General features: G+C 71.8%; 17 protein-coding genes. 3 read left to right on the top strand and 14 right to left on the bottom strand.

The features are described 5' to 3' along the window. Positions 1–65: 65 nt before the first annotated feature. The 3 genes from ACTWM8_RS28725 to ACTWM8_RS28735 all read right to left on the bottom strand — a co-directional run bounded on the left by ACTWM8_RS28725 (position 66) and on the right by ACTWM8_RS28735 (position 3497). Entirely contained in the window at positions 66–1745 is a 1680-nt protein-coding gene (locus ACTWM8_RS28725) for a S8 family serine peptidase (RefSeq protein WP_446211664.1), read from the bottom strand. 86 nt (positions 1746–1831) lie between these two features. Next, positions 1832–2524: an HAD family hydrolase gene (locus tag ACTWM8_RS28730; RefSeq protein WP_446211665.1), complete on the bottom strand. Its 693-nt coding sequence runs from the start codon at positions 2522–2524 to the stop codon at positions 1832–1834. A gap of 13 nt (positions 2525–2537) precedes the next feature. Further along, complete coding sequence (locus ACTWM8_RS28735; protein WP_238447594.1) at positions 2538–3497, bottom strand: EamA family transporter; 960 nt, start codon at positions 3495–3497, stop codon at positions 2538–2540. Positions 3498–3579: 82 nt separating this feature from the next. On the opposite strand from ACTWM8_RS28735, the gene ACTWM8_RS28740 reads away from it, so the two are divergent. Next, on the top strand, positions 3580–4125 hold the full coding sequence (locus ACTWM8_RS28740) for a CGNR zinc finger domain-containing protein (RefSeq protein ID WP_446211666.1): 546 nt from the start codon (positions 3580–3582) through the stop codon (positions 4123–4125). Here the strand turns inward: ACTWM8_RS28740 and ACTWM8_RS28745 are convergent. From ACTWM8_RS28745 to ACTWM8_RS28760, 4 genes are read right to left on the bottom strand one after another with little or no spacing between them, the layout of a single operon-like run. Next, positions 4085–4657: a GNAT family N-acetyltransferase gene (locus tag ACTWM8_RS28745; RefSeq protein WP_446211667.1), complete on the bottom strand. Its 573-nt coding sequence runs from the start codon at positions 4655–4657 to the stop codon at positions 4085–4087. The two genes, ACTWM8_RS28740 and ACTWM8_RS28745, sit on opposite strands and share 41 nt — an antisense overlap. 39 nt (positions 4658–4696) lie before the next feature. After that, a complete protein-coding gene (locus tag ACTWM8_RS28750; RefSeq protein ID WP_446211668.1) occupies positions 4697–5098 on the bottom strand; it encodes a TIGR03618 family F420-dependent PPOX class oxidoreductase in 402 nt (133 codons plus the stop codon). Position 5099: 1 nt separating this feature from the next. After that, positions 5100–5282, bottom strand: coding sequence for a DUF397 domain-containing protein (locus ACTWM8_RS28755; protein WP_446211669.1), 183 nt, complete (start codon positions 5280–5282; stop codon positions 5100–5102). Then, positions 5273–6085: a helix-turn-helix domain-containing protein gene (locus tag ACTWM8_RS28760; protein ID WP_358003594.1), complete on the bottom strand. Its 813-nt coding sequence runs from the start codon at positions 6083–6085 to the stop codon at positions 5273–5275. Before ACTWM8_RS28760 ends, ACTWM8_RS28755 begins: the two co-directional genes overlap by 10 nt. A gap of 615 nt (positions 6086–6700) precedes the next feature. Between ACTWM8_RS28760 and ACTWM8_RS28765 the strand changes: the two genes are divergently transcribed. After that, positions 6701–6979 carry a hypothetical protein gene (locus ACTWM8_RS28765; RefSeq protein ID WP_435820593.1) on the top strand — a complete coding sequence of 93 codons (279 nt, stop codon included), beginning with the start codon at positions 6701–6703 and terminating at the stop codon, positions 6977–6979. A 75-nt stretch (positions 6980–7054) separates the two neighbouring features. Here the strand turns inward: ACTWM8_RS28765 and ACTWM8_RS28770 are convergent, their stop codons facing one another. The 7 genes from ACTWM8_RS28770 to ACTWM8_RS28800 all read right to left on the bottom strand — a co-directional run bounded on the left by ACTWM8_RS28770 (position 7055) and on the right by ACTWM8_RS28800 (position 16665). After that, complete coding sequence (locus ACTWM8_RS28770) at positions 7055–8464, bottom strand: class II fumarate hydratase (RefSeq protein WP_446211670.1); 1410 nt, start codon at positions 8462–8464, stop codon at positions 7055–7057. A 35-nt stretch (positions 8465–8499) separates the two neighbouring features. After that, a complete protein-coding gene (locus ACTWM8_RS28775; RefSeq protein ID WP_446211671.1) occupies positions 8500–11481 on the bottom strand; it encodes a BTAD domain-containing putative transcriptional regulator in 2982 nt (993 codons plus the stop codon). Between the two features lie 328 nt (positions 11482–11809). Further along, complete coding sequence (locus tag ACTWM8_RS28780) at positions 11810–12337, bottom strand: hypothetical protein (RefSeq protein ID WP_446211672.1); 528 nt, start codon at positions 12335–12337, stop codon at positions 11810–11812. A 10-nt stretch (positions 12338–12347) separates the two neighbouring features. Next, positions 12348–12758 carry a hypothetical protein gene (locus ACTWM8_RS28785; RefSeq protein WP_446211673.1) on the bottom strand — a complete coding sequence of 137 codons (411 nt, stop codon included), beginning with the start codon at positions 12756–12758 and terminating at the stop codon, positions 12348–12350. Between the two features lie 93 nt (positions 12759–12851). Continuing rightward, on the bottom strand, positions 12852–14519 hold the full coding sequence (locus ACTWM8_RS28790) for a fumarate hydratase (RefSeq protein ID WP_446211674.1): 1668 nt from the start codon (positions 14517–14519) through the stop codon (positions 12852–12854). 104 nt (positions 14520–14623) lie between these two features. Then, complete coding sequence (locus ACTWM8_RS28795) at positions 14624–16033, bottom strand: hypothetical protein (RefSeq protein WP_446214708.1); 1410 nt, start codon at positions 16031–16033, stop codon at positions 14624–14626. Positions 16034–16173: 140 nt separating this feature from the next. After that, the gene (locus ACTWM8_RS28800; RefSeq protein WP_357608089.1) at positions 16174–16665 is read right to left on the bottom strand and encodes an Lrp/AsnC family transcriptional regulator; all 492 of its coding nucleotides are present in this window, start codon (positions 16663–16665) and stop codon (positions 16174–16176) included. 146 nt (positions 16666–16811) lie between these two features. Here ACTWM8_RS28800 and hppD point away from each other — a divergent pair, with 146 nt between their 5' ends. Continuing rightward, a complete protein-coding gene (gene hppD / locus ACTWM8_RS28805) occupies positions 16812–18017 on the top strand; it encodes a 4-hydroxyphenylpyruvate dioxygenase (protein WP_346537854.1) in 1206 nt (401 codons plus the stop codon). The last annotated feature ends 2 nt before the right edge of the window (positions 18018–18019 follow it).

Below are 18019 nucleotides of genomic sequence, written 5' to 3' on the forward strand. Positions count from 1 at the left end.
GACGACGGCGCGGACGACGGAGGGCCCGGGCGACGACCGTCGCCCGGGCCCTCGCTGGAAATGCGTTACGGCTGGACGTGCGGCTTGAGCGGGCTCTTCACCGCGGCGTACGCGTCGACGACGCCGTACCCGTAGAAGCCGTTGAAGTTCAGCGAGCCGGCGCAGTACGCGTCGAACTCGGCCGAACGGCCCTCGTTGGTGTAGGTCTGCAGGCGCGGGTCGGGGCAGGCGTGCTCGGCGGCGGTCCGGTAGAGGTGCTGCTCCACCAGATCCGGCGCCAGGCCGAAGCCGTTGCGGCCCTGCTTCTTGCCGAACTTGCTGACGATCAGGCCGGCGACGCCGCTGACGTGCGGCGACGCCATCGAGGTGCCCTGCAGGTAGGTGTAGTACCCGCACTCACCGGCGGTCGTGCACTGCTTGAAGACCGAGTTCTCGAAGCCGGCGACGATGTTGCCGTCCTCGTCGACCGACCCCTCCTCCTGGAGCACCTTCTTCGGGTACGTGGAGAGGATCATGTTGGCGTCGGCGCGGTAGGTGTCGGTGCCGAAGCCGTCCCGGAACCAGCCACCCGGTGCGGAGACGGAGATCTGCTCGGTGCCGTAGTTGGAGTAGTCGGCCTTCTTGCCGGACGGGCCGAGGGCGGACACGCCGATCACGTGCGGCCCCTCGACCGGGAGGTCCCAGCAGCTGTTGTTGTCGATCGGCCGCGGGTACGGGGTGGAGCCGTAGTCCGGGCTGGATACGTCGGTCCGGGGCGCACCGAGGTCCTCGTGGTTGTTGCCGAGCGAGCCGACCAGGGTCACGCCCTTGCGGTGGGCGTAGTCCAGGGCCCGGGTCATGGCCTTGATGATCGCCCGCTGCTCGGCCTGCGCCTCCGGCGAGTCGGCCGGGTTGGCGGTGCAGTTGTAGAGCCACGGGTCGACGTAGAAGGACATGTTCACCACGTCGATGCCGGCCTGGCCGGCGTACACCAGGGCGTTGACCACCGGGTCGAGGAAGAAGTAGCCGGAGTCCTGGCCACCCTTGAGTTCGACCAGCGAGACCTTCGGGGCGACACCGGAGAGGCCGAAGCCGTTCGCGGCGGCGCCGATCGTCCCGGCGACGTGGGTGCCGTGCCCGCCGTCGTCGGTGCCGACCGGGTCGAGGCAGCTCGCCACCTCGCAGGCACCGTCGACGTCCGTCTTGTCCGGCGCGAAGTTGCGCGACAGCGACCAGTTGAAGTTCGGCGCGAGGTCCGGCTGGCTGGCGTCGACGCCCGTGTCCAGGATGCCGACGGTCACCCGCCGGTCACCCGGCTCGATCTTCCGGGCCTGGTCGGCCCGGATCATGTCGAGACCCCAGAGCTTGTCGTCCAGCGGGTCGAGCTTCTTGCCGTGCCCCTTGGCGACGCCCTTGGCCTGGGTGAGCAGGTGTTCCTGCTCGACCCGGTCCAGCTTGGGCTTGCGGCCGATGGCCTTCTGCTCGGCGGCGCCGATCAGTTCGCCGGTGGCGGTCGCCCGGCTGGCGAAGTCGGCCCGGTCGCTGGTCACCTGGAACAGGCCGACATCGTCGGTGCGGGACACCACGGTCCCACCCGCCGACCGGATGGCGGCGATGGCCGCGTCCGCCGAGACGCCGTCCTCGGCGACCACGGTGAAGGTCCGGGTGTTGGTCGGCTCGGCGTTGGCCGGGGCCACCAGTCCGGTCACCGTGAGTGCCAGGGTCGCCGCGGTCGCGACGGCCCCGGCGGTGAAGCGTTTGCTCACCACATCAGATCCTCTCGTTGAGGGACGTGGCAGCCATCACACAACACCGATGCGGGTTGCGCCAGGCGGGCGTCCGGATTGGACGCTTATCCGGCTTTGACCGGCTGGAGGGCGGCCAGCGCGGCGGGGAGCGCGGCCAGGCCGGCGATCTCGGCGTCGGGTCGTACCCCCGGCGGGCAGGGCAGACCGAGCCGGTTGAGCCAGATCCCGCGCAGGCCGGCGCGCTGCGGGCCGACCACGTCGTGGGCGGGCGAGTCCCCGACGTACGCGATCTGCTCCGCCGGCACGCCCGCGGCCTCGATGACCGCCGCGTAGAACCCGGGGTCGGGCTTCTTCGGCAGGCCGTCGTCGTGCGCGTACCGCTCGAAGGCGAACTCGCCGGCGAGCCCGCAGCGTTCGGCGCGGCTGTTGCCGTTGGTGGCGTAGCCCAGCCGGAACCGGCGGCGCAGCGTGGCCAGCGCGGGGAGCACGTCGGCGTAGGGCCGGGTCAGCGCGAACCGCCGGGCGAAGAAGAGCGCCGCCAGCTCGTCGAGACGCTCCGCCAGGCCGGCCCGCGCCAGCGAGCGGGCCAGCGCGGCCCGCCGGATCTCCTGCACCGGGGCCGCGCTCATCGCACCGAAGACCGCACCCCAGTCCGACTCCAGGTCCGCGAGCGACACCTCGGCCGCCGCCGGGGTCAGCCGCCGCATTTCTTCGAGTACGGCCACCAGGCCACCGGTGACCGCCGGGCGCAGGTCGAGCAGGGTCTCGTCGGCGTCGAACACCAGGACGGTCAGCACGGCACCGACCATCTCACGTCAGGGCGGGTTCCTCGGCCGGGGTGTCCGACCGTTCCACGCGGTCGCCGCGCAGCTCGTCGAGGCGGACCAGCGCCACCCCGGCGACGATCAGGGCACCGCCGAGCAGTTGCACCACGGTGGGCAGTTCGCCCAGCACCAGCCAGGCGATGAGCACCGCGAACATCACCTCGGTCAGCCCGACGAAGGACGAGAGCCGGGCGCCGAGGATCCGCGTCGCCGCGATACCGGCCTGGTACGCGATCACCGCGGCGACCAGCGACAGCCCGACGATCGGGACCAGCCAGCTGGTGCGCTGTCCGGCGAACTCTACGTCGCCGAAGGTGGCCCGCAGCGGCAGCACCCCGACCAGCCCGAGCAGGGCGAGGATGGCGGCGCCGATCGCCATGCCGCCGCTGGCCATGGCGACCGACGGCAGCGCGGGGTCGACCCGGGCGGCGAGCACGAAGTAGCCGGCCAACCCCACCCCGGCCCCGAGCCCCCAGAGCACACCCACCGGGTCGAGACGACCAGTGCCGGTCAGGTCGAGCACGAAGGCGAGGCCGGCCAGCGCGGCGACCGAGCCGACCACGGTGAGTCGTCGGGGGCGCTGCCCGTGCACCAGCCACATCCAGGCCACCACCAGGATGATGCCGAGGTACTCCAGCAGCAGGGCCACGCCGACCGGCAGGTAGCGGACGGCGTTGAAGAAGCACGCCTGGGCGGTGGCGACGCCGAGCAGGCCGAAGACGCTCACCGGGCCGAGGGTGCGACGCAGCACGGCGCCCTTGCCGCGCAGCGAGAGCACCGCCGGCACCGCCAGCACCAGGGCGGCGATCCCGACCCGGGCGACGACGACCGCCTCGGCCGACCAGCCGGCCTCGATCAGGGAGCGGGCGAAGGTGCCCGAGGTGGCGAAGGTGACGGCCGACAACAGGGCCAGCCCCAGGCCCGCGCCGGCGGATCGTTCGTGCATCGGGCTCTCCTCGCCGGTAGTTGTCATGACCGAACAACGCCTATGCTGGTGACGCTAACGGCCGACTCTGACAGGAGTCAAGTTGCTCTTTGCCCATGACACCGAATGTGGGTTGATCGCCGCGACCGCCCTGGTGAACACCGACGACGCGGAGGACGAAGGGCTGCCCGACGTCGCGGCGCTGGACCGGTTCGTCGTCACCTACGGCTGGACCGGCCGGCACGAACACACCGAGGCCGAGCTGCGGGCGGTACGCGAGCTGCGCCCCCGGCTGCGCCGGATCTGGCACGCCGACGTCGACGAAATCGTCGCCGTCGTCAACGAGCTGCTCCGCGAGTCCCACGCGCTGCCCCAGCTGATCCGGCACGACGACGAGCCGTACCACCTGCACGCGGTGCCCCGGGACGCGCCACTGGCCACCCGGATGGCGGTCGAGGCGGCGATGGCCCTGGCCGACCTGGTCCGCGCCGGCGAGCTGGGTCGGCTGCGGATCTGCGCCCACCCGGACTGCGAAAACGTGCTGGTCGATCTCTCGAAGAACCGGTCCCGCCGGTTCTGCGAGGCGGGCTGCGGCAACCGGGCCGCGGTCAGCGCGTACCGGGCGCGGAAGGCGGCCACTCGCTCCTGAGCAGTTCGTACTCCACCTCGCCGTGCTCGGTCCCCGGGGCCGGGTCGTCGAAGTGCAGGTGGAAGGTGCGCACGTACCGCAGGCCGGACTTCGCCATCACCTGCCGGGAGCGGGTGTTCACCGCCATCGTCTCGGCCCAGACACGCCGGACGTCCAGCTCCGTGAAGACGTACCGGACCAGCGCCCGGGAGCCCTCGGTGGCCAGGCCGCGCCCCCAGGCGCCACGGCGCAGCCGGTAGCCCAGCTCCGCCTCCTTGCCATCGTCGGACGGGTCGAGCGCGAACCAGCCCAGGAAGTCATGGCTCGCGCGGTCCTCCGCCGCCCAACGCCCCAGCCCGGGGTGCGCGTCGTACTGGCGCAGCAGCCGGGGCAACTGCTCGTCGCGCACAGTGGCGCGCGGGGTCGGCCGGCCGCCGGTCAGGAAGCGCATGACCTCCGGGTCGCTGTCCAGCTCGACGAGGTGGTCCACGTCGTCCAAGGTGAACCGGCGCAGCCGCAGCCGCTCGGTCTCCAGCAGCACGTGTTCGGTCATGCCGGGATCATGCCGCCGGCCCGCGCACCGGTCGACGGGTTATCCCGTCAGCGTCCGTCCGACCATCAGCCACCGGGTCACGTCGACCCGGAACAGGACGTACTGGCCGTCCGGCCCGGCGGTCGCGATGTCCCAGCCGTCGTACCGTTCCGCGAGTGCCGCCACGACGTCCGGCGGGAACGGCGGACGCACGACGGTCACGACACCCTCCGCGACGACCGGCGCGTCGGTGTCGGGCAACGCCAGCGAGACGCGCGGATCGGCCTGCACATTACGGGTCTTGACGGTCCAGTCCGCCGTACCGATCCAGAACCGGCCCTCGGCGTAGCGGAACCAGACTGGGGTCAGGTGCGGCGACCCGTCCGGCCGCAGGGTGCAGAGCCAGACGGTCCGCTCCCGGTCCAGCCGGTCGAGCAGGTCCGCGCCGGGCGCGGCGAGCACGTCAGCGCGGCGGCGCGGCCACAAAGGCGCGCCAGGCGTACGGACCGAAGGTCAGCACCGGCCCGGCCGGGTCCTTGCTGTCCCGCACCCCGACCACCCCCGCCAGATTCGTCGCCACCTCGACGCACTGGTCGTTCGAACCACTCCGGCGACTCTTACGCCATTGGGCGCCGGTCAGCTCCATGATTCCGCCAATTCCCTCAACCGCTCGATCGACTCCTGCGGTGGCAACGCAACGCCGAGCGTAGCCTCCCAGGTTCGCTGGAGGCGCACGAGATCAGCTCGGCGGTCCAGCTCCTGCCCACCGATCTGACCACCGAGGAAGGCAAGCTCGACTTCGCCCGCCAGGCTGGCGAGGATGAACGGGCCGTTCAGGCCCGGGTACTCCTCCGCTGAGCACGGCACTACATGGAGCCGGACCTGTGGGTGCTCGGTGGCGAGACGGGCGAGGTGCAGAGCCTGATCGCACATCACCTTCCGACCACCGACCCTCCGGCGCAGGACCGCCTCGTCCAGCACCGCGACGACGCGTGGGGGACGCTCGGCGTAGAGCACTCCCTGACTGTCCATCCGGTCGGCCAAGCGCCGCGCCACCTCGTCCGGATCGAGCAACGGGTCGGACTCGAAGACCGCCCTCGCATACGCCTCGGTCTGCAACAGGCCCGGGACGTGCAACGGGTCGAACCAGCGCAGCGCCCATGCTTCAGCGAGGATCGCGCGCCACCCTCGTAGCCAGACCTGTGCCTTGTCGAGCGCTACCAGCTCGGTGAGCATGCGGCCGAAGACGCCGCCGGTGTCCAGGACCTTGTCGACCAGCTCCAGGTACTTCGCCGTGGGCTGCTGCTGGCCCAGCTCGACGGCACTGACCATCGAGGCCGAATAGTTGACGGCCTTGGCCAGGTCGTCCTGGCTCCAACCCCGACGCATCCGCGCCCGGCGCAGCTCGGCGACCAGGAAGGCTGCCGCCGTCATCCGCCCGTCCGCCATCTCCAGCCGCCCTCCAGCGCCTCGATGATCGACTCCAGCCCTGCGCCAGCCCGGGGACCCGCGAACGCAGGGCGCCTCCCGAGGCGGGGCGCAAACCCTTCACACCGTAGTGGCGCTATCAGCAGACTGTGAAGCGCGACATCGGCCGCCTCACCCTCCTGGCGCGGCGGTGTCGCGGTGGGACCGCCCGCTCCCCCGGCCGGCGGTCCCACCCGCCGGGGGAGACGACGCAGCCGACCACCTTGGAGACGACGAGATGCCCCGGCCCACCTGGAGAAACTGGCCTGCCCTGATGTCCCGACCCACCGGACGGCCGGTGTCGATTCCGGTCACCCACGCCGGCCCACCCGGGTGGGCCCGCCCGGCCCGCAACCAGCGGCCCGTACCCCTCGCACCCCGCCACCGCCGGATCTGGCGCAACCTGGGCCGCTGGTGCTCGTGCGGGCTGCGCTGGCGCGGCTGCCCGGACCGGCATGCGTCTGTGCCCACCGAGCCCGTCGCGCCGCCACCGACTCCGAAGCGTCCGCCCTGGGCGGACGTGACCGTGGCGTGCCCCCGGGTCGGCCGTGCCGGCTGGCTGACCCTTGCCCAGAGTTGGCGGGCCAACGGCGGCCAGTGGTGAGCGGCGCGGGCCGCCCGCACCTGCCGCTGCGCCCGCTCTGGCTCTGCCGGACCTGCGCCGCGCCGTGGCCTTGCGCGACCGCCCGCCTCGCCCTGGTCGCCGAATACGCCCACGACCGGGTCGCGCTCAGCGTCTACCTCTGCGCGGTGCTGCACGACGCAGCCGCCGACCTGTACCGGCTCAATCCAGAGGACGGGCCCGACCCGGCGACGCTCTTCCGACGTTTCCTCGCCTGGGTCCCGCGTGGCCACGCAACGCCCGAGGACCGGTGATCCACATTCGGTTGCGGCATGTGGCGGTGCCCGTCACCGCGACATGCCGTATCCGGGGTCGATCAGGTACGGGGCTCAGGGGTGGGTCATGCGGAGCAGGTCGAGGGCCTCGTCGAGCTGGGTCTCGCTGAGCTTGCCGGAGTCCACGTGGCCCCGCGCGATGACCACCTCGCGGATCGAAATCTGCTTCGCCAGCGCCTCCTTGGCGATCGAGGCGGCCTCGTCGTACCCGAGGTGGCGATTGAGCGGGGTGACGATCGACGGCGACCCCTCCGCGTACGCCAGGCAGACCTCGGCGTCCGCGACCAGGCCGACCACCAGCCGGTCGGCGAAGAGCCGGCTCGACGCGGCCAGCAGCCGGATCGACTCCAGCAGGTTGCGGCCCATCACCGGGAGCATCACGTTCAGCTCGAAGTCGCCCTGGGAGCCGGCGAAGGCGACCGTCGCGTCGTTGCCAATCACCTGCGCGCAGACCTGCCGCATCGCCTCGGCGACCACCGGGTTCACCTTGCCGGGCATGATCGACGAGCCGGGCTGGAGGTCGGGAATCCGCAGCTCGCGCAGGCCGGCGCGGGGGCCGGAGCCCATCCAGCGGATGTCGTTGGCCATCTTGTACAGCCCGACGGCGACGGTACGCAGTTGCCCGGAGGTCTCCACCAGCGCGTCCCGCGCGCCCTGCGCCTCGAAGTGGTTGCGCGCCTCGGTCAGCGGCAGGCCGGTCGAGGCGCGCAGCTTCTCGATCACCTTCGCGGCGAAGCCGAGCGGGGTGTTGATGCCGGTGCCGACGGCGGTGCCGCCCAGCGGCAGCTCGGCCAGCCGGGGCAGCGCCCCCTCCAGCCGTTCCACGCCGTAGCGGACCTGCGCGGCGTACCCGCCGAACTCCTGCCCGAGGGTGACCGGCGTGGCGTCCATCAGGTGGGTACGGCCGGCCTTGACCACCGTCTCGAACTCCGCCGCCTTCTCCTCCAGCGCGCCGGCCAGGTGCTTCAACGCGGGCAGCAGGTCCTCGACCACGGCCTGGGTGGCGGCCAGGTGGATGGAGGACGGGAAGACGTCGTTGCTGGACTGCGAGGCGTTGACGTCGTCGTTCGGGTGCACGTCCCGGCCCAGCTCGCGGCCGGCCAGGGTGGCGATCACCTCGTTGGTGTTCATGTTGGACGACGTGCCCGAGCCGGTCTGGAACACGTCGATCGGGAACTGGTCGTCGTACCCGCCGTCGGCCACGTGTGCGGCGGCGGCGGCGATCGCGGCGGCCACTTCCGCGCCGATCACGCCCAGCTCCCCGTTGACCTGCGCGGCGGCGCCCTTGATCTGGGCCAGGGCCTTGATCTGGGCCGGCTCGATGCCGCGCCCCGAGATCGGGAAGTTCTGCACCGCGCGCTGGGTCTGCGCCCGCCACAGCGCCTCGGTGGGCACCTCCACCTCGCCCATCGAGTCGCGTTCGATCCGGTAACCCGCTGCCTCTGGAGTCGTCACGCGTACCATCCTGCCGCGCCCACCGCCGACTCGCAGATGATCGCTCAGTCCAGCTCCGCCAGCAGCCGGACGACCTCGTGCTGGTCCGGCGACTCGACCTGGCGGAACAGCGCCAGCGCCCGCATCCAGTGCGAGCGGGCGGCGGCCGGGTCGCTGGCTCGCAGGCAGCGGGCGATGCCGTCGAGCGCCCGCGCCTGCTCGTAGCGGGCGCCCAGCCGGGTGGCGTCGGTGAGCACCCGGCGGTGCAGGTCCAGCGCGCTGGAGACGTCGCCCTGGTCGAGGATCGCCCGGGCCAGCAGGTTGCGCGACGCGCACTGGCCGATCCGGTCGCCCACCTCCATCATCGCCACCAGCGCCTCCCGGTGCATCGCGGCGGCGACCTCGGGGCGACCCGCAGCGCGCTCCATCACGGCGAGCTCGTTGAGAACCTCGCCCTCCCCGAACCGGTTGCCGGCGTTCCGCTTCAGTTGCAGCGCGGCCCGCAACAGCCGGCGGGCCGGCGCGACGTCGCCCATCCGGTGCCGGATCATCCCGACGTGCCCGACCGCGTGCGCCAACTGGATGCGGTCGTCCACCTGCCGGGCCAGCAGGAGATGCTGGCGGCCGATCCGGAGTGCCTCCTCCTGACGTCCCCAGCAGAGCAGGGCGAAGGACAGGTTGTTCAGCAGGTTCGCCAACTCCGCCGTCTCGGCCGCAATTCGGATCAATGTCGACGATTCGTCGAAGCACTCCTTGCTGCGCTGGAAGTCGCCATTGGCGGCGTAGGACGCGCCAAGGTTGCCCAGGGTGTTGCGCATCTCGTCGCGCAACCCGCGCCGACGGACCAGATCGAGGCCCAGCTCCATCAACCGGATCGCCTCACCGAACCGGGCCAGCCGGTAGTACGCCGAGGAGAGGTAGTTCAGCATCACCGCGACGGCCTCGTCGTCGCCCAGCCGCTCGGCGGCGCGCAGGCCGACGGTGTGCGTCTCGATCAGCTCGTCCAGGTGACCGCCATTGAAATGGGAGCGCCAGCAGGCGCGGGTCAGCTGCCAGCAGTGCCGCAGGAAGCCCTCGGCCTCGGCCAGCCGGATCAGGAGGGTCAACGCCGCCCGGTTCTCGTCGAACCAGCCACGGCCCTGGGCCGCCGACGCGGCGACCAGCTCGGGACGGGGTGGATCGGGAAGTCGGAACCTGCTCCGGCTGCCCGCCGACTCGATCGTCCGTGAGATCGTCGCGGCCACGTGCAGGTGGTAGTCGAGCAGGCGTTCGATGGCGGGGGCGCGCTCAGCCGCGTGCTCCGGCTCGGCGAGCAGCCGCCGGGCGTACTCGCGGATCAGGTCGTGCAGCCGGTACCGGCCCGGCTCGACCTCCTCGGCCAGGTGCGAGTCGACCAGCTCGTCGAGCAGGTCCTGCGTCTCGGGCAGCGGCAGCTCGGCGAGGGCGGCGGCGACCCGGTTGTCGAACCGTACGCCGGGGTGCAGGCCGAGCAGCCGGAACATCCGCTGGGCCGCCGGCGACACCTGGGCGTACGACAGGGCGAACGCCTGCCCCACCGAGCGCTGCCCGGCGGCCAGCTCGGCCAGCGGGCCGCCCCCGGTGACCAGCCGCTCGGCCAGGTCGGCGACCCGCCAGCTGGGCCGGTGCGCCAACCGCGCGCCGGCCAGCCGGATCGCGAGCGGCAGGTACCCGCAGCGGCGCACCACCTCGGCCGCCGCCTGCGGTTCGGCCGCCACCCGCTCCTGGCCGGCCACCCGGCCGAGCAGTTCGATCCCCTCGTCCGGGTCGAGGACCGGCAGGGACGAGGGCCGCCCCTCGTCCAGGCCGACCAGCCGGCGGCGGCTGGTGATCAGCACGAGGCAGTCCGGGCCGGTGGGCAGCAGCGGCGCCACCTGGTCGGCGCCGGCGGCGTTGTCCAGCACCACCAGGGCCCGCCGACCGGACAGCTCGCTGCGCCACACCGCGAGCCGGTCGTCCAGGTCCAGCGGGACCCGCTCCGCCGGCACCCCGAGCTGGCGCAGCAGCGTGGCCACCGCCGCGGCGGGCGTCAGCGGGGTCCGTTCGCTGTGCCCGTGCAGGTCCACGAAGAGGTGCGCGTCCGGGTAGCGGTCCGCCAGGGCGGCCGCGACGTGCACCGCCAGGGCGGTCTTGCCGCTGCCGGCCATCCCGTCGATCAGCTGGATCCGGGCGCCCTCCTCCTCGATCTCCTTCACCAGGCGGGCCACCGTCTGCTGCCGGCCGGTGAAGTCGCTGATCGCCCGAGGCAACGACCGGACGGGCGCAACCGCCCGGTTCTCCGGCCCGCCCAGCGCCAGGTCGCCGGCGAGCACCCGCTGGTGCAGCTCCTGCAACGCCGCGCCGGGCTCGATGCCCAGTTCCTCGGCGTAGATCCGCCGGCCCTCCCGGTAGACGGCGAGGGCGTCGGCCTGCCGTCCCATCGCGGAGAGAGCGAGCATGAGCTGGCCACGCAGCCGTTCCCGCAGCGGGTGCCGGTCGACGCTCTCGGCCAGCTCGTCGACCAGGTCGGCGGCCTGCCGCAGCCGCAGCTCGACGTCGACGCACTCCTCCAGGGCGGCGAGCCGCTGCTCGTCGAGGGTCTGCGCCCGCCGGCGCACGGCCCGGCTCCGGATGCCGCTCAACGCCGGCCCGCGCCACAACCCGAGCGCCTGCCGGTAGTGCCGGCGCGCCTCGGCCGGCTGCCCGGCCGCGACGGCGGCGCGGGCTGCCTCGACCGTACGGGCGAAGACCTCGAAGTCCAGGTCGGCCGGTTCGACGCGGATGCCGTAGCCGACCGGGTCGGTGACGATCACGTCGGCCGGCAGGCCGAGCGCGGCGAGCCGCTGGCGCAGCCGCGAGACGCAACTGTGCAGCTGGGCCTTGGCGGTGGCCGGCGGGCGTTCCTCCCAGACCGCGTCGACCAGGTCCTCCACCGGTACGACCCGACCGGCACGCAGCAGCAGCATGGCGAGCACGACCCGGTCCCGACCCGCGGTGACGGTGGCCTCGCCGCCGCCGACCCGCAAGGGTCCCAGGATCCCGAACCGCATCCGCTCCCCCCGCGCGCCGTGGTGCAACTTCCAGCAGCGTAGCCCGCGGGTGCCGGCTCGCCCCGTCGAGGCGATAGCGATCCGATAGCGGAACGACAGCCGCGGGGCCGACACTCGTCTGGGTTGTCGGTGACGGCATCCGACGGGGGCGGTGCGCCCGTCCGGTGGGATTTCCGGGCGGGCGCACCGATGTCGTTCAGGGCTTCAGTTGTTCAGGACGACGAGGAGCGGTATCGTCGAAGACGCCAGGAGCATTAGCTCTGTGGAAGTGGACCCGGCAGCCTTCCGGACGGTGGGTGAGCCGGGTTTCGCGTTTCCTCAGCCGCTGTCAAACCTCTTGGATCTGGCTGATCATCGGTCGCACCATGGCCCGCCACTCGCCACCCTTCGCCCAGGACCACGCGACGGCGTCCGGGATCGCCAACAGGCACTCCTCATGCGCACGGAGATGGTCGTAGCGGAGCTGCCCCGGCATACCGGCCAGACGTATCTCTTGGGTGAGCACACGTGCGTCGGCGGCACGGCGGGAATCGTCCAGTTCCAACACCAGCCGCTCGGCAGCCGCCTTGGCGGAGTCTGTGACGAGGGCTCGCAGGCAGGCCTCGCGAGCCGCCTTCTGGTCCCGATGCGCCGTGGCGTCGTAAATGACCACACTGGTGTTCACCCGTCGCATGGCTGCGATGATCTGACGCCGCCGCTCGTTCCGCTCCTTGCAGAAGTGGATACTCCGCTGCCCTCGCATGGTCAAACGGTTGACGGCCTGCCGCGCTGCGACGAGCTCACCCTGGTCGACGGACGCGGCGGCGAGCAGGAGCCCACGTTCTTTCGTCTCGTCCGCGAAGACATGCAGCACCATCCTTGCTTCCTCAGACCGTCCTGTGCCGCAGCGTCTGCAGCGGGGCCCCCGTGGCTGCCACAAGGAAGAAGTTCCAACCATTGCGGTGCGGACTGACCTCAGGGTTGTAGTGCTTGACGATCTCGCGCGCCGCCTGGCTGGGCGTCCGGTAGGACTGGCCGGCAAGGGGCCCCGAAGTGATCTCGACGCGGCCTGGCCCCGGAACGAAGGAAGCATAGGTGCGATGGCCGGCGTAGTCGGCGTACACCTTTACCCCAGCTGGCTCCTCCTCACCAGCGTCAGCCGGTTTCGGCGCGGCAGCCGCCTGCGCCTGCGCCTGCGCCACAAGGCGAGCCACCACTTCGCCCTTCGTCAAGCCGGCAATGCCCGCAGCAAAGGACAGGTACCTGTCCGTGGCATCGTCCACGTCGACCTGGGGCATGCTCCACCTCCTCCGTCGTCACAGTAGACTTTAGAGGATCAGGAACATTTGTCAATTCTCAAGTTATGAAATTCTCTAGAGAACTCAGTTTGCTCAACGGCGACCGACGGTCAGCACCGGCTTGGTGACCTCGGCGAAGAAGTCGTTGCCCTTGTCGTCGACCACGATGAACGCCGGGAAGTCCTCGACCTGGATCTTCCAGACCGCCTCCATGCCCAGCTCCGGGTATTCGAGCACCTCGACGTGCTTGATGCAGTCCTGGGCGAGCCGGGCCGCCGGGCCGCCGATCGAGCCGAGGTAGAAGCCGCCGTGCTGCTGGCAGGAGCGGGTGACCTGGGCGGAACGGTTGCCCTTGGCGAGCATCACCTGGGAGCCGCCGGCGGCCTGGAACTTCTCCACGTAGGCGTCCATCCGGCCGGCGGTGGTCGGGCCGAACGAGCCGGAGGCGTAGCCCTCCGGGGTCTTGGCCGGGCCGGCGTAGTAGACGGCGTGGTCGCGCAGGTACTGCGGCATCGGCTCGCCCGCGTCCAGCCGCTCGGCGATCTTCGCGTGGGCGATGTCCCGGGCGACGACCAGCGGACCGGTCAGCGACAGCCGGGTCTTCACCGGGTACTTCGACAGCTCGGCGCGGATCTCGTCCATCGGCCGGTTGAGGTCGACCTTGACGACCATCTCGGCGTCCAGCGTCTCGTCGGTGACGTCGGGCAGGAACCGGGCCGGGTCGGTCTCCAGCCGCTCCAGCCAGACGCCCGACGGGGTGATCTTGGCGACCGCCTGCCGGTCGGCGGAGCAGGAGACGGCGATCGCCACCGGGCAGGAGGCGCCGTGCCGGGGCAGCCGGACGACCCGCACGTCGTGGCAGAAGTACCGGCCGCCGAACTGCGCGCCGATGCCGAAGTTGCGGGTCAGCTCCAGCACCTGCGCCTCCAGCTCCAGGTCCCGGAAGCCGTGCGCGGTCATCGAGCCGGCGGTGGGCAGCGCGTCGAGGTACTTGGCAGAGGCGTACTTGGCGGTCTTCAGGGCGTACTCGGCGGAGGTGCCGCCGATGACGATGGCCAGGTGGTACGGGGGGCAGGCCGAGGTGCCGATGAGCCGCAGCTTCTCCTCCAGGAACTGCATCATCCGCGTCGGATTCAACAGCGCCTTGGTCTCCTGGTAGAGGTACGACTTGTTGGCCGAGCCGCCGCCCTTGGCCATGAAGAGGAACTTGTACGCGTCCGGGTGCCCGTCCGGGTCCTCGGCGTAGAGCTCCACCTGGGCCGGCAGGTTGCTGCCGGTGTTCCGCTCGTCCCACATGGTCAGCGGGGCGAGCTGCGAGTAGCGCAGGTTGAGCCGGGTGTACGCCTGGTAGACACCGCGCGAGATCGCCTCGGCGTCGGCGCCGTCGGTGAGCACGTGCCGGCCGCGCTTGCCCATCACGATCGCGGTGCCGGTGTCCTGGCACATCGGCAGCACGCCGCCGGCGGCGATGTTGGCGTTGCGCAGTAGGTCGAGCGCGACGAACCGGTCGTTCGGCGAGGCGGCCGGGTCGTCGATGATCGACCGGAGCTGGGCCAGGTGGGCGGGGCGCAGGAAGTGGGCGATGTCGTGCATCGCCTCGGCGGTCAGCGCGGTCAGCGCGGCGGGCTCCACGGTGAGGAACCGACGGCCACCCGGGCCGTTGACGACATCGACGCCCTCGTCGGTGACCAGGCGATACTCCGTCTGGTCCGGACCGGTCGGCAGCAAGGGGGCGTACGAGAACGCGGCGGCACTGCTCATGACGGGAAAGCCTAGGGCAGACCCGTCGATCGGTGGCACCCGCCGGGTGCGTCGTGGGATGCCGCTCTCACTCGGGGCAGGCCCGCCGCGCTCAGCCGTCGTTGTCACCCCGGGTCGGGGCAGAGTTCCCGCTTCGGCCCGCAGTCCGGCTGGTCCCCGGGGCCGCCCCCGGTGGCCGGGCCGGGGGAGCCCCCGGTGTCGGGGTCGGGCACACCGCCATCGTCCGGCAGCGGCTCGGCGCCACCACCGCCGAACCGGACGTACCCGATCTCCCGCCCCTCCCCGATGATCATGCCGTTCGGCCCGACCGCCAGGGCGTTCGCGCTGGTCCGCAGCACCACCAGTTCCCGACCGGTCCGCGGGTCGAGCGCGACCAGCCGGTTCGGCTTGTCCTGCGTGACGATGGCCGCGTACGGGGTGAGCGCCGCGCCCGGCCGGTCGCCGGCGGGACGGTTCCAGCGGACCCGGTCGACGCCCAGCTCCCGGCCGACGACGGTGTTCTTGTCGGCGGTGCGCACCAGCGCGTACCGGTCGTCGACGGCGAGCAGCTTCTCGCCCTCCGCGTCGACGAGCAGCAGCCGCCCGTCGTACCCGTCAATGACCGCCTCCCGGCCGTCCGGCGCCACGCCGATCAGCACGTTCCGCGCCCCCTGCGGGTCCTCCCGCTGCGCGCAGCCGGCGCTGTCGGCGGTCCGCAGGTTGACCCCGGCCTTGCGCCACGCCTCCTGGCCGGTGGCCGGATCGCGGGCGGAGATGACGTACTGGCAGGTGCCGTCCCGGGAGACGGCGTGGATCCGGAGCATCCGGCCGCCGATCACGGCGAGCCGCTCGTCCCGCCCGGGCTCGACGTTCTGCACCACCCGCCCGGTGGCGGTGTCCACCACGTGCACCCGGCCGTCGACCGGAAAGCCGAGCAGCGGCGGCACCGACTCGGGGCCGGCCACCCCGCCGTCGATCCGGGGCGCGGTGAGCCGGCGGGTGCCGAGCAGGTTGGGGTTGTCGGCGAACAATCCGGTGCTGACCCCGGGCAGGAACGCCGTCCAGAGTGGCCGGGTGCCGCGCGGGTCCCAGGCGGTCAGGGTGCAGTCGGTCGGCTCGACGCAGTGCGCGTCGAGCAGCATGTTCCGGTACGTCCAGACGGCCACCGCGTCGTCGTCGCGCCGGCGCACCACCCCGGTCGTCGGGTCGAGCAGTTCGTACCCCTTGACCAGCAGCTTGCCCACCGCGACCACCGGGTCCCTGGTCCCGCCGGCCACCGCCGCCCAGTCCGCCTTGTGCTCCCAGAGCTGCGTGCCGGTGGCCAGGCTGCGCGCCTCGACCCGGGTCCGCTGCTCGATCACGACGGTGTCCCCGGCGATGGTCACGCTCTTCGGGGTGCCGCCGATGCGCTGCTGCCAGACCACGTCCGGGTCGGAGATCGGTTGCCGCCGGTCGACCCAGTCCCAGATCGCGGGGAACGGGTTCCAGACCCCGGTGGCGGCGAGCACGACCACGGTGACGAGCCCCAGCAGCAACCAGCCGCGTACGCCAAGGCCCTTCACACCGCACACGGTAGCGACGATCACCGAACTCCCCCGGCCCCGCGCCGGAGTGTCGCCGCCCTTTCTGCGCGCCGGCCCGGGCGCCGAGGCTGCCCGCGCGGGAGCGCGGGGCGTCAGCGGGGCGCGGCGGCGGAACGGACCAGGGGCAGGACGCGGTACGGGATCTGCTCGGCCAGCGCGATGATCGTGGAGGCGCGGCGGATGCCCTCGTACGAGACGATCTGGTCGATCACCCGCTGGAGGTCGGTGTTGGACCTGGCGACGATCCGGCAGAGCAGGTCGCTGGAGCCGGTGATGGTGTGCGCCTCCAGCACCTCAGGAATGGCCGCCAGGTGGGCGGTGACCGCGTCGTGGCCGTGCCGCTGGCTGATCTCCAGGGTGACGAAGCTGGTCACCCCGAAGCCGATCGCGGCCGGCGAGACCTCCGGCCCGAAGCCGCCGATCACCCGCCGCTCGACCAGCTTGTCCAGCCGGGCCTGGACGGTGCCCCGGGCCACCCCGAGTCGGCGGGAACACTCCAGCACCCCGATCCGCGGCTCGTCGGCGAGCAACTGGATCAACCTGGCGTCCAGCTCGTCGAGCTGTACATCCTGTCCAGCGTTCATGTTTCAACACTCTACCGAATGTGCAGGATGACCAGCGGAAACGGCGACGGTTGCCCAGTGAGCCGGGTCACCGCGATCCTCCTGGCAAGAGCATCGGAAACACCGCGGCGGCCCACGAGGCCGGCCGGTACGCAAGGGAGGACACCATGACCCAGGCGATCGACCGACCCCAGTCGACCGAGGAGGTCGACGTCGACGCCCTCGTCGGCGCCGTCGACCACGACATCACCCGGGACCCGTTCCCGGTCAAGGGCCTCGACCACGTGCACTTCCTGGTCGGCAACGCCAAGCAGGCCGCGCACTACTACTCCACCGCCTTCGGCATGACCTGCGTGGCGTACCGGGGGCCGGAGCAGGGCTACCGGGACCACGCCCAGTACGTGCTGACCAGCGGCTCGGCCCGGTTCGTGCTGACCGGCGCGGTCCGCCCGGACGCTGCCGGCGCCGACCACGTCGCCAAGCACAGCGACGGCGTCTCCGACATCGCGCTGGAGGTGCCGGACGTCGACGCCGCGTATGCGCACGCCACCGCCCAGGGCGCGACCGGCCTGGTCGAGCCGCACGACGTCACCGACGAGCACGGCACCGTGCGGATGGCCGCCATCGCCGCCTACGGCGACACCCGGCACACCCTGGTCGACCGGTCCCGCTACACCGGCCCGTTCCTGCCCGGCTTCGTCGCCCGCGGCCCGATCGTGGACCGCCAGCCGATGATCGACGCCGGCGTCCAGCCGAAGCGCTTCTTCCAGGCGGTCGACCACGTGGTCGGCAACGTCGAGCTCGGCCGGATGGACGAGTGGGTCGAGTTCTACAAGCGGGTCATGGGCTTCTCGAACATGGCCGAGTTCATCGGCGACGACATCGCCACCGACTACTCGGCGCTGATGAGCAAGGTCGTCGCCAACGGCACCCGCAAGGTGAAGTTCCCGCTCAACGAGCCGGCGATCGCCCGCAAGAAGTCGCAGATCGACGAGTACCTGGAGTTCTACCAGGGCCCGGGCGCCCAGCACATCGCCGTGGCCACCAACGACATCCTGGCCAGCGTCGACGCGATGCGGGCCGCCGGCGTCGAGTTCCTGGACACCCCGGACTCGTACTACGACGACCCGGAGCTGCGCGCCCGGATCGGCGAGGTCCGGGTGCCGATCGAGGAGCTGAAGTCCCGCAAGATCCTGGTCGACCGGGACGAGGACGGCTACCTGCTCCAGATCTTCACCAAGCCGGTGCAGGACCGCCCGACCGTCTTCTTCGAGCTGATCGAGCGGCACGGCTCGCTCGGCTTCGGCAAGGGCAACTTCAAGGCGCTCTTCGAGGCGATCGAGCGGGAGCAGGAAGCGCGCGGCAACCTGTAACA

The sequence above is a fragment of the Micromonospora sp. IBSANI012 genome, from assembly GCF_052814045.1.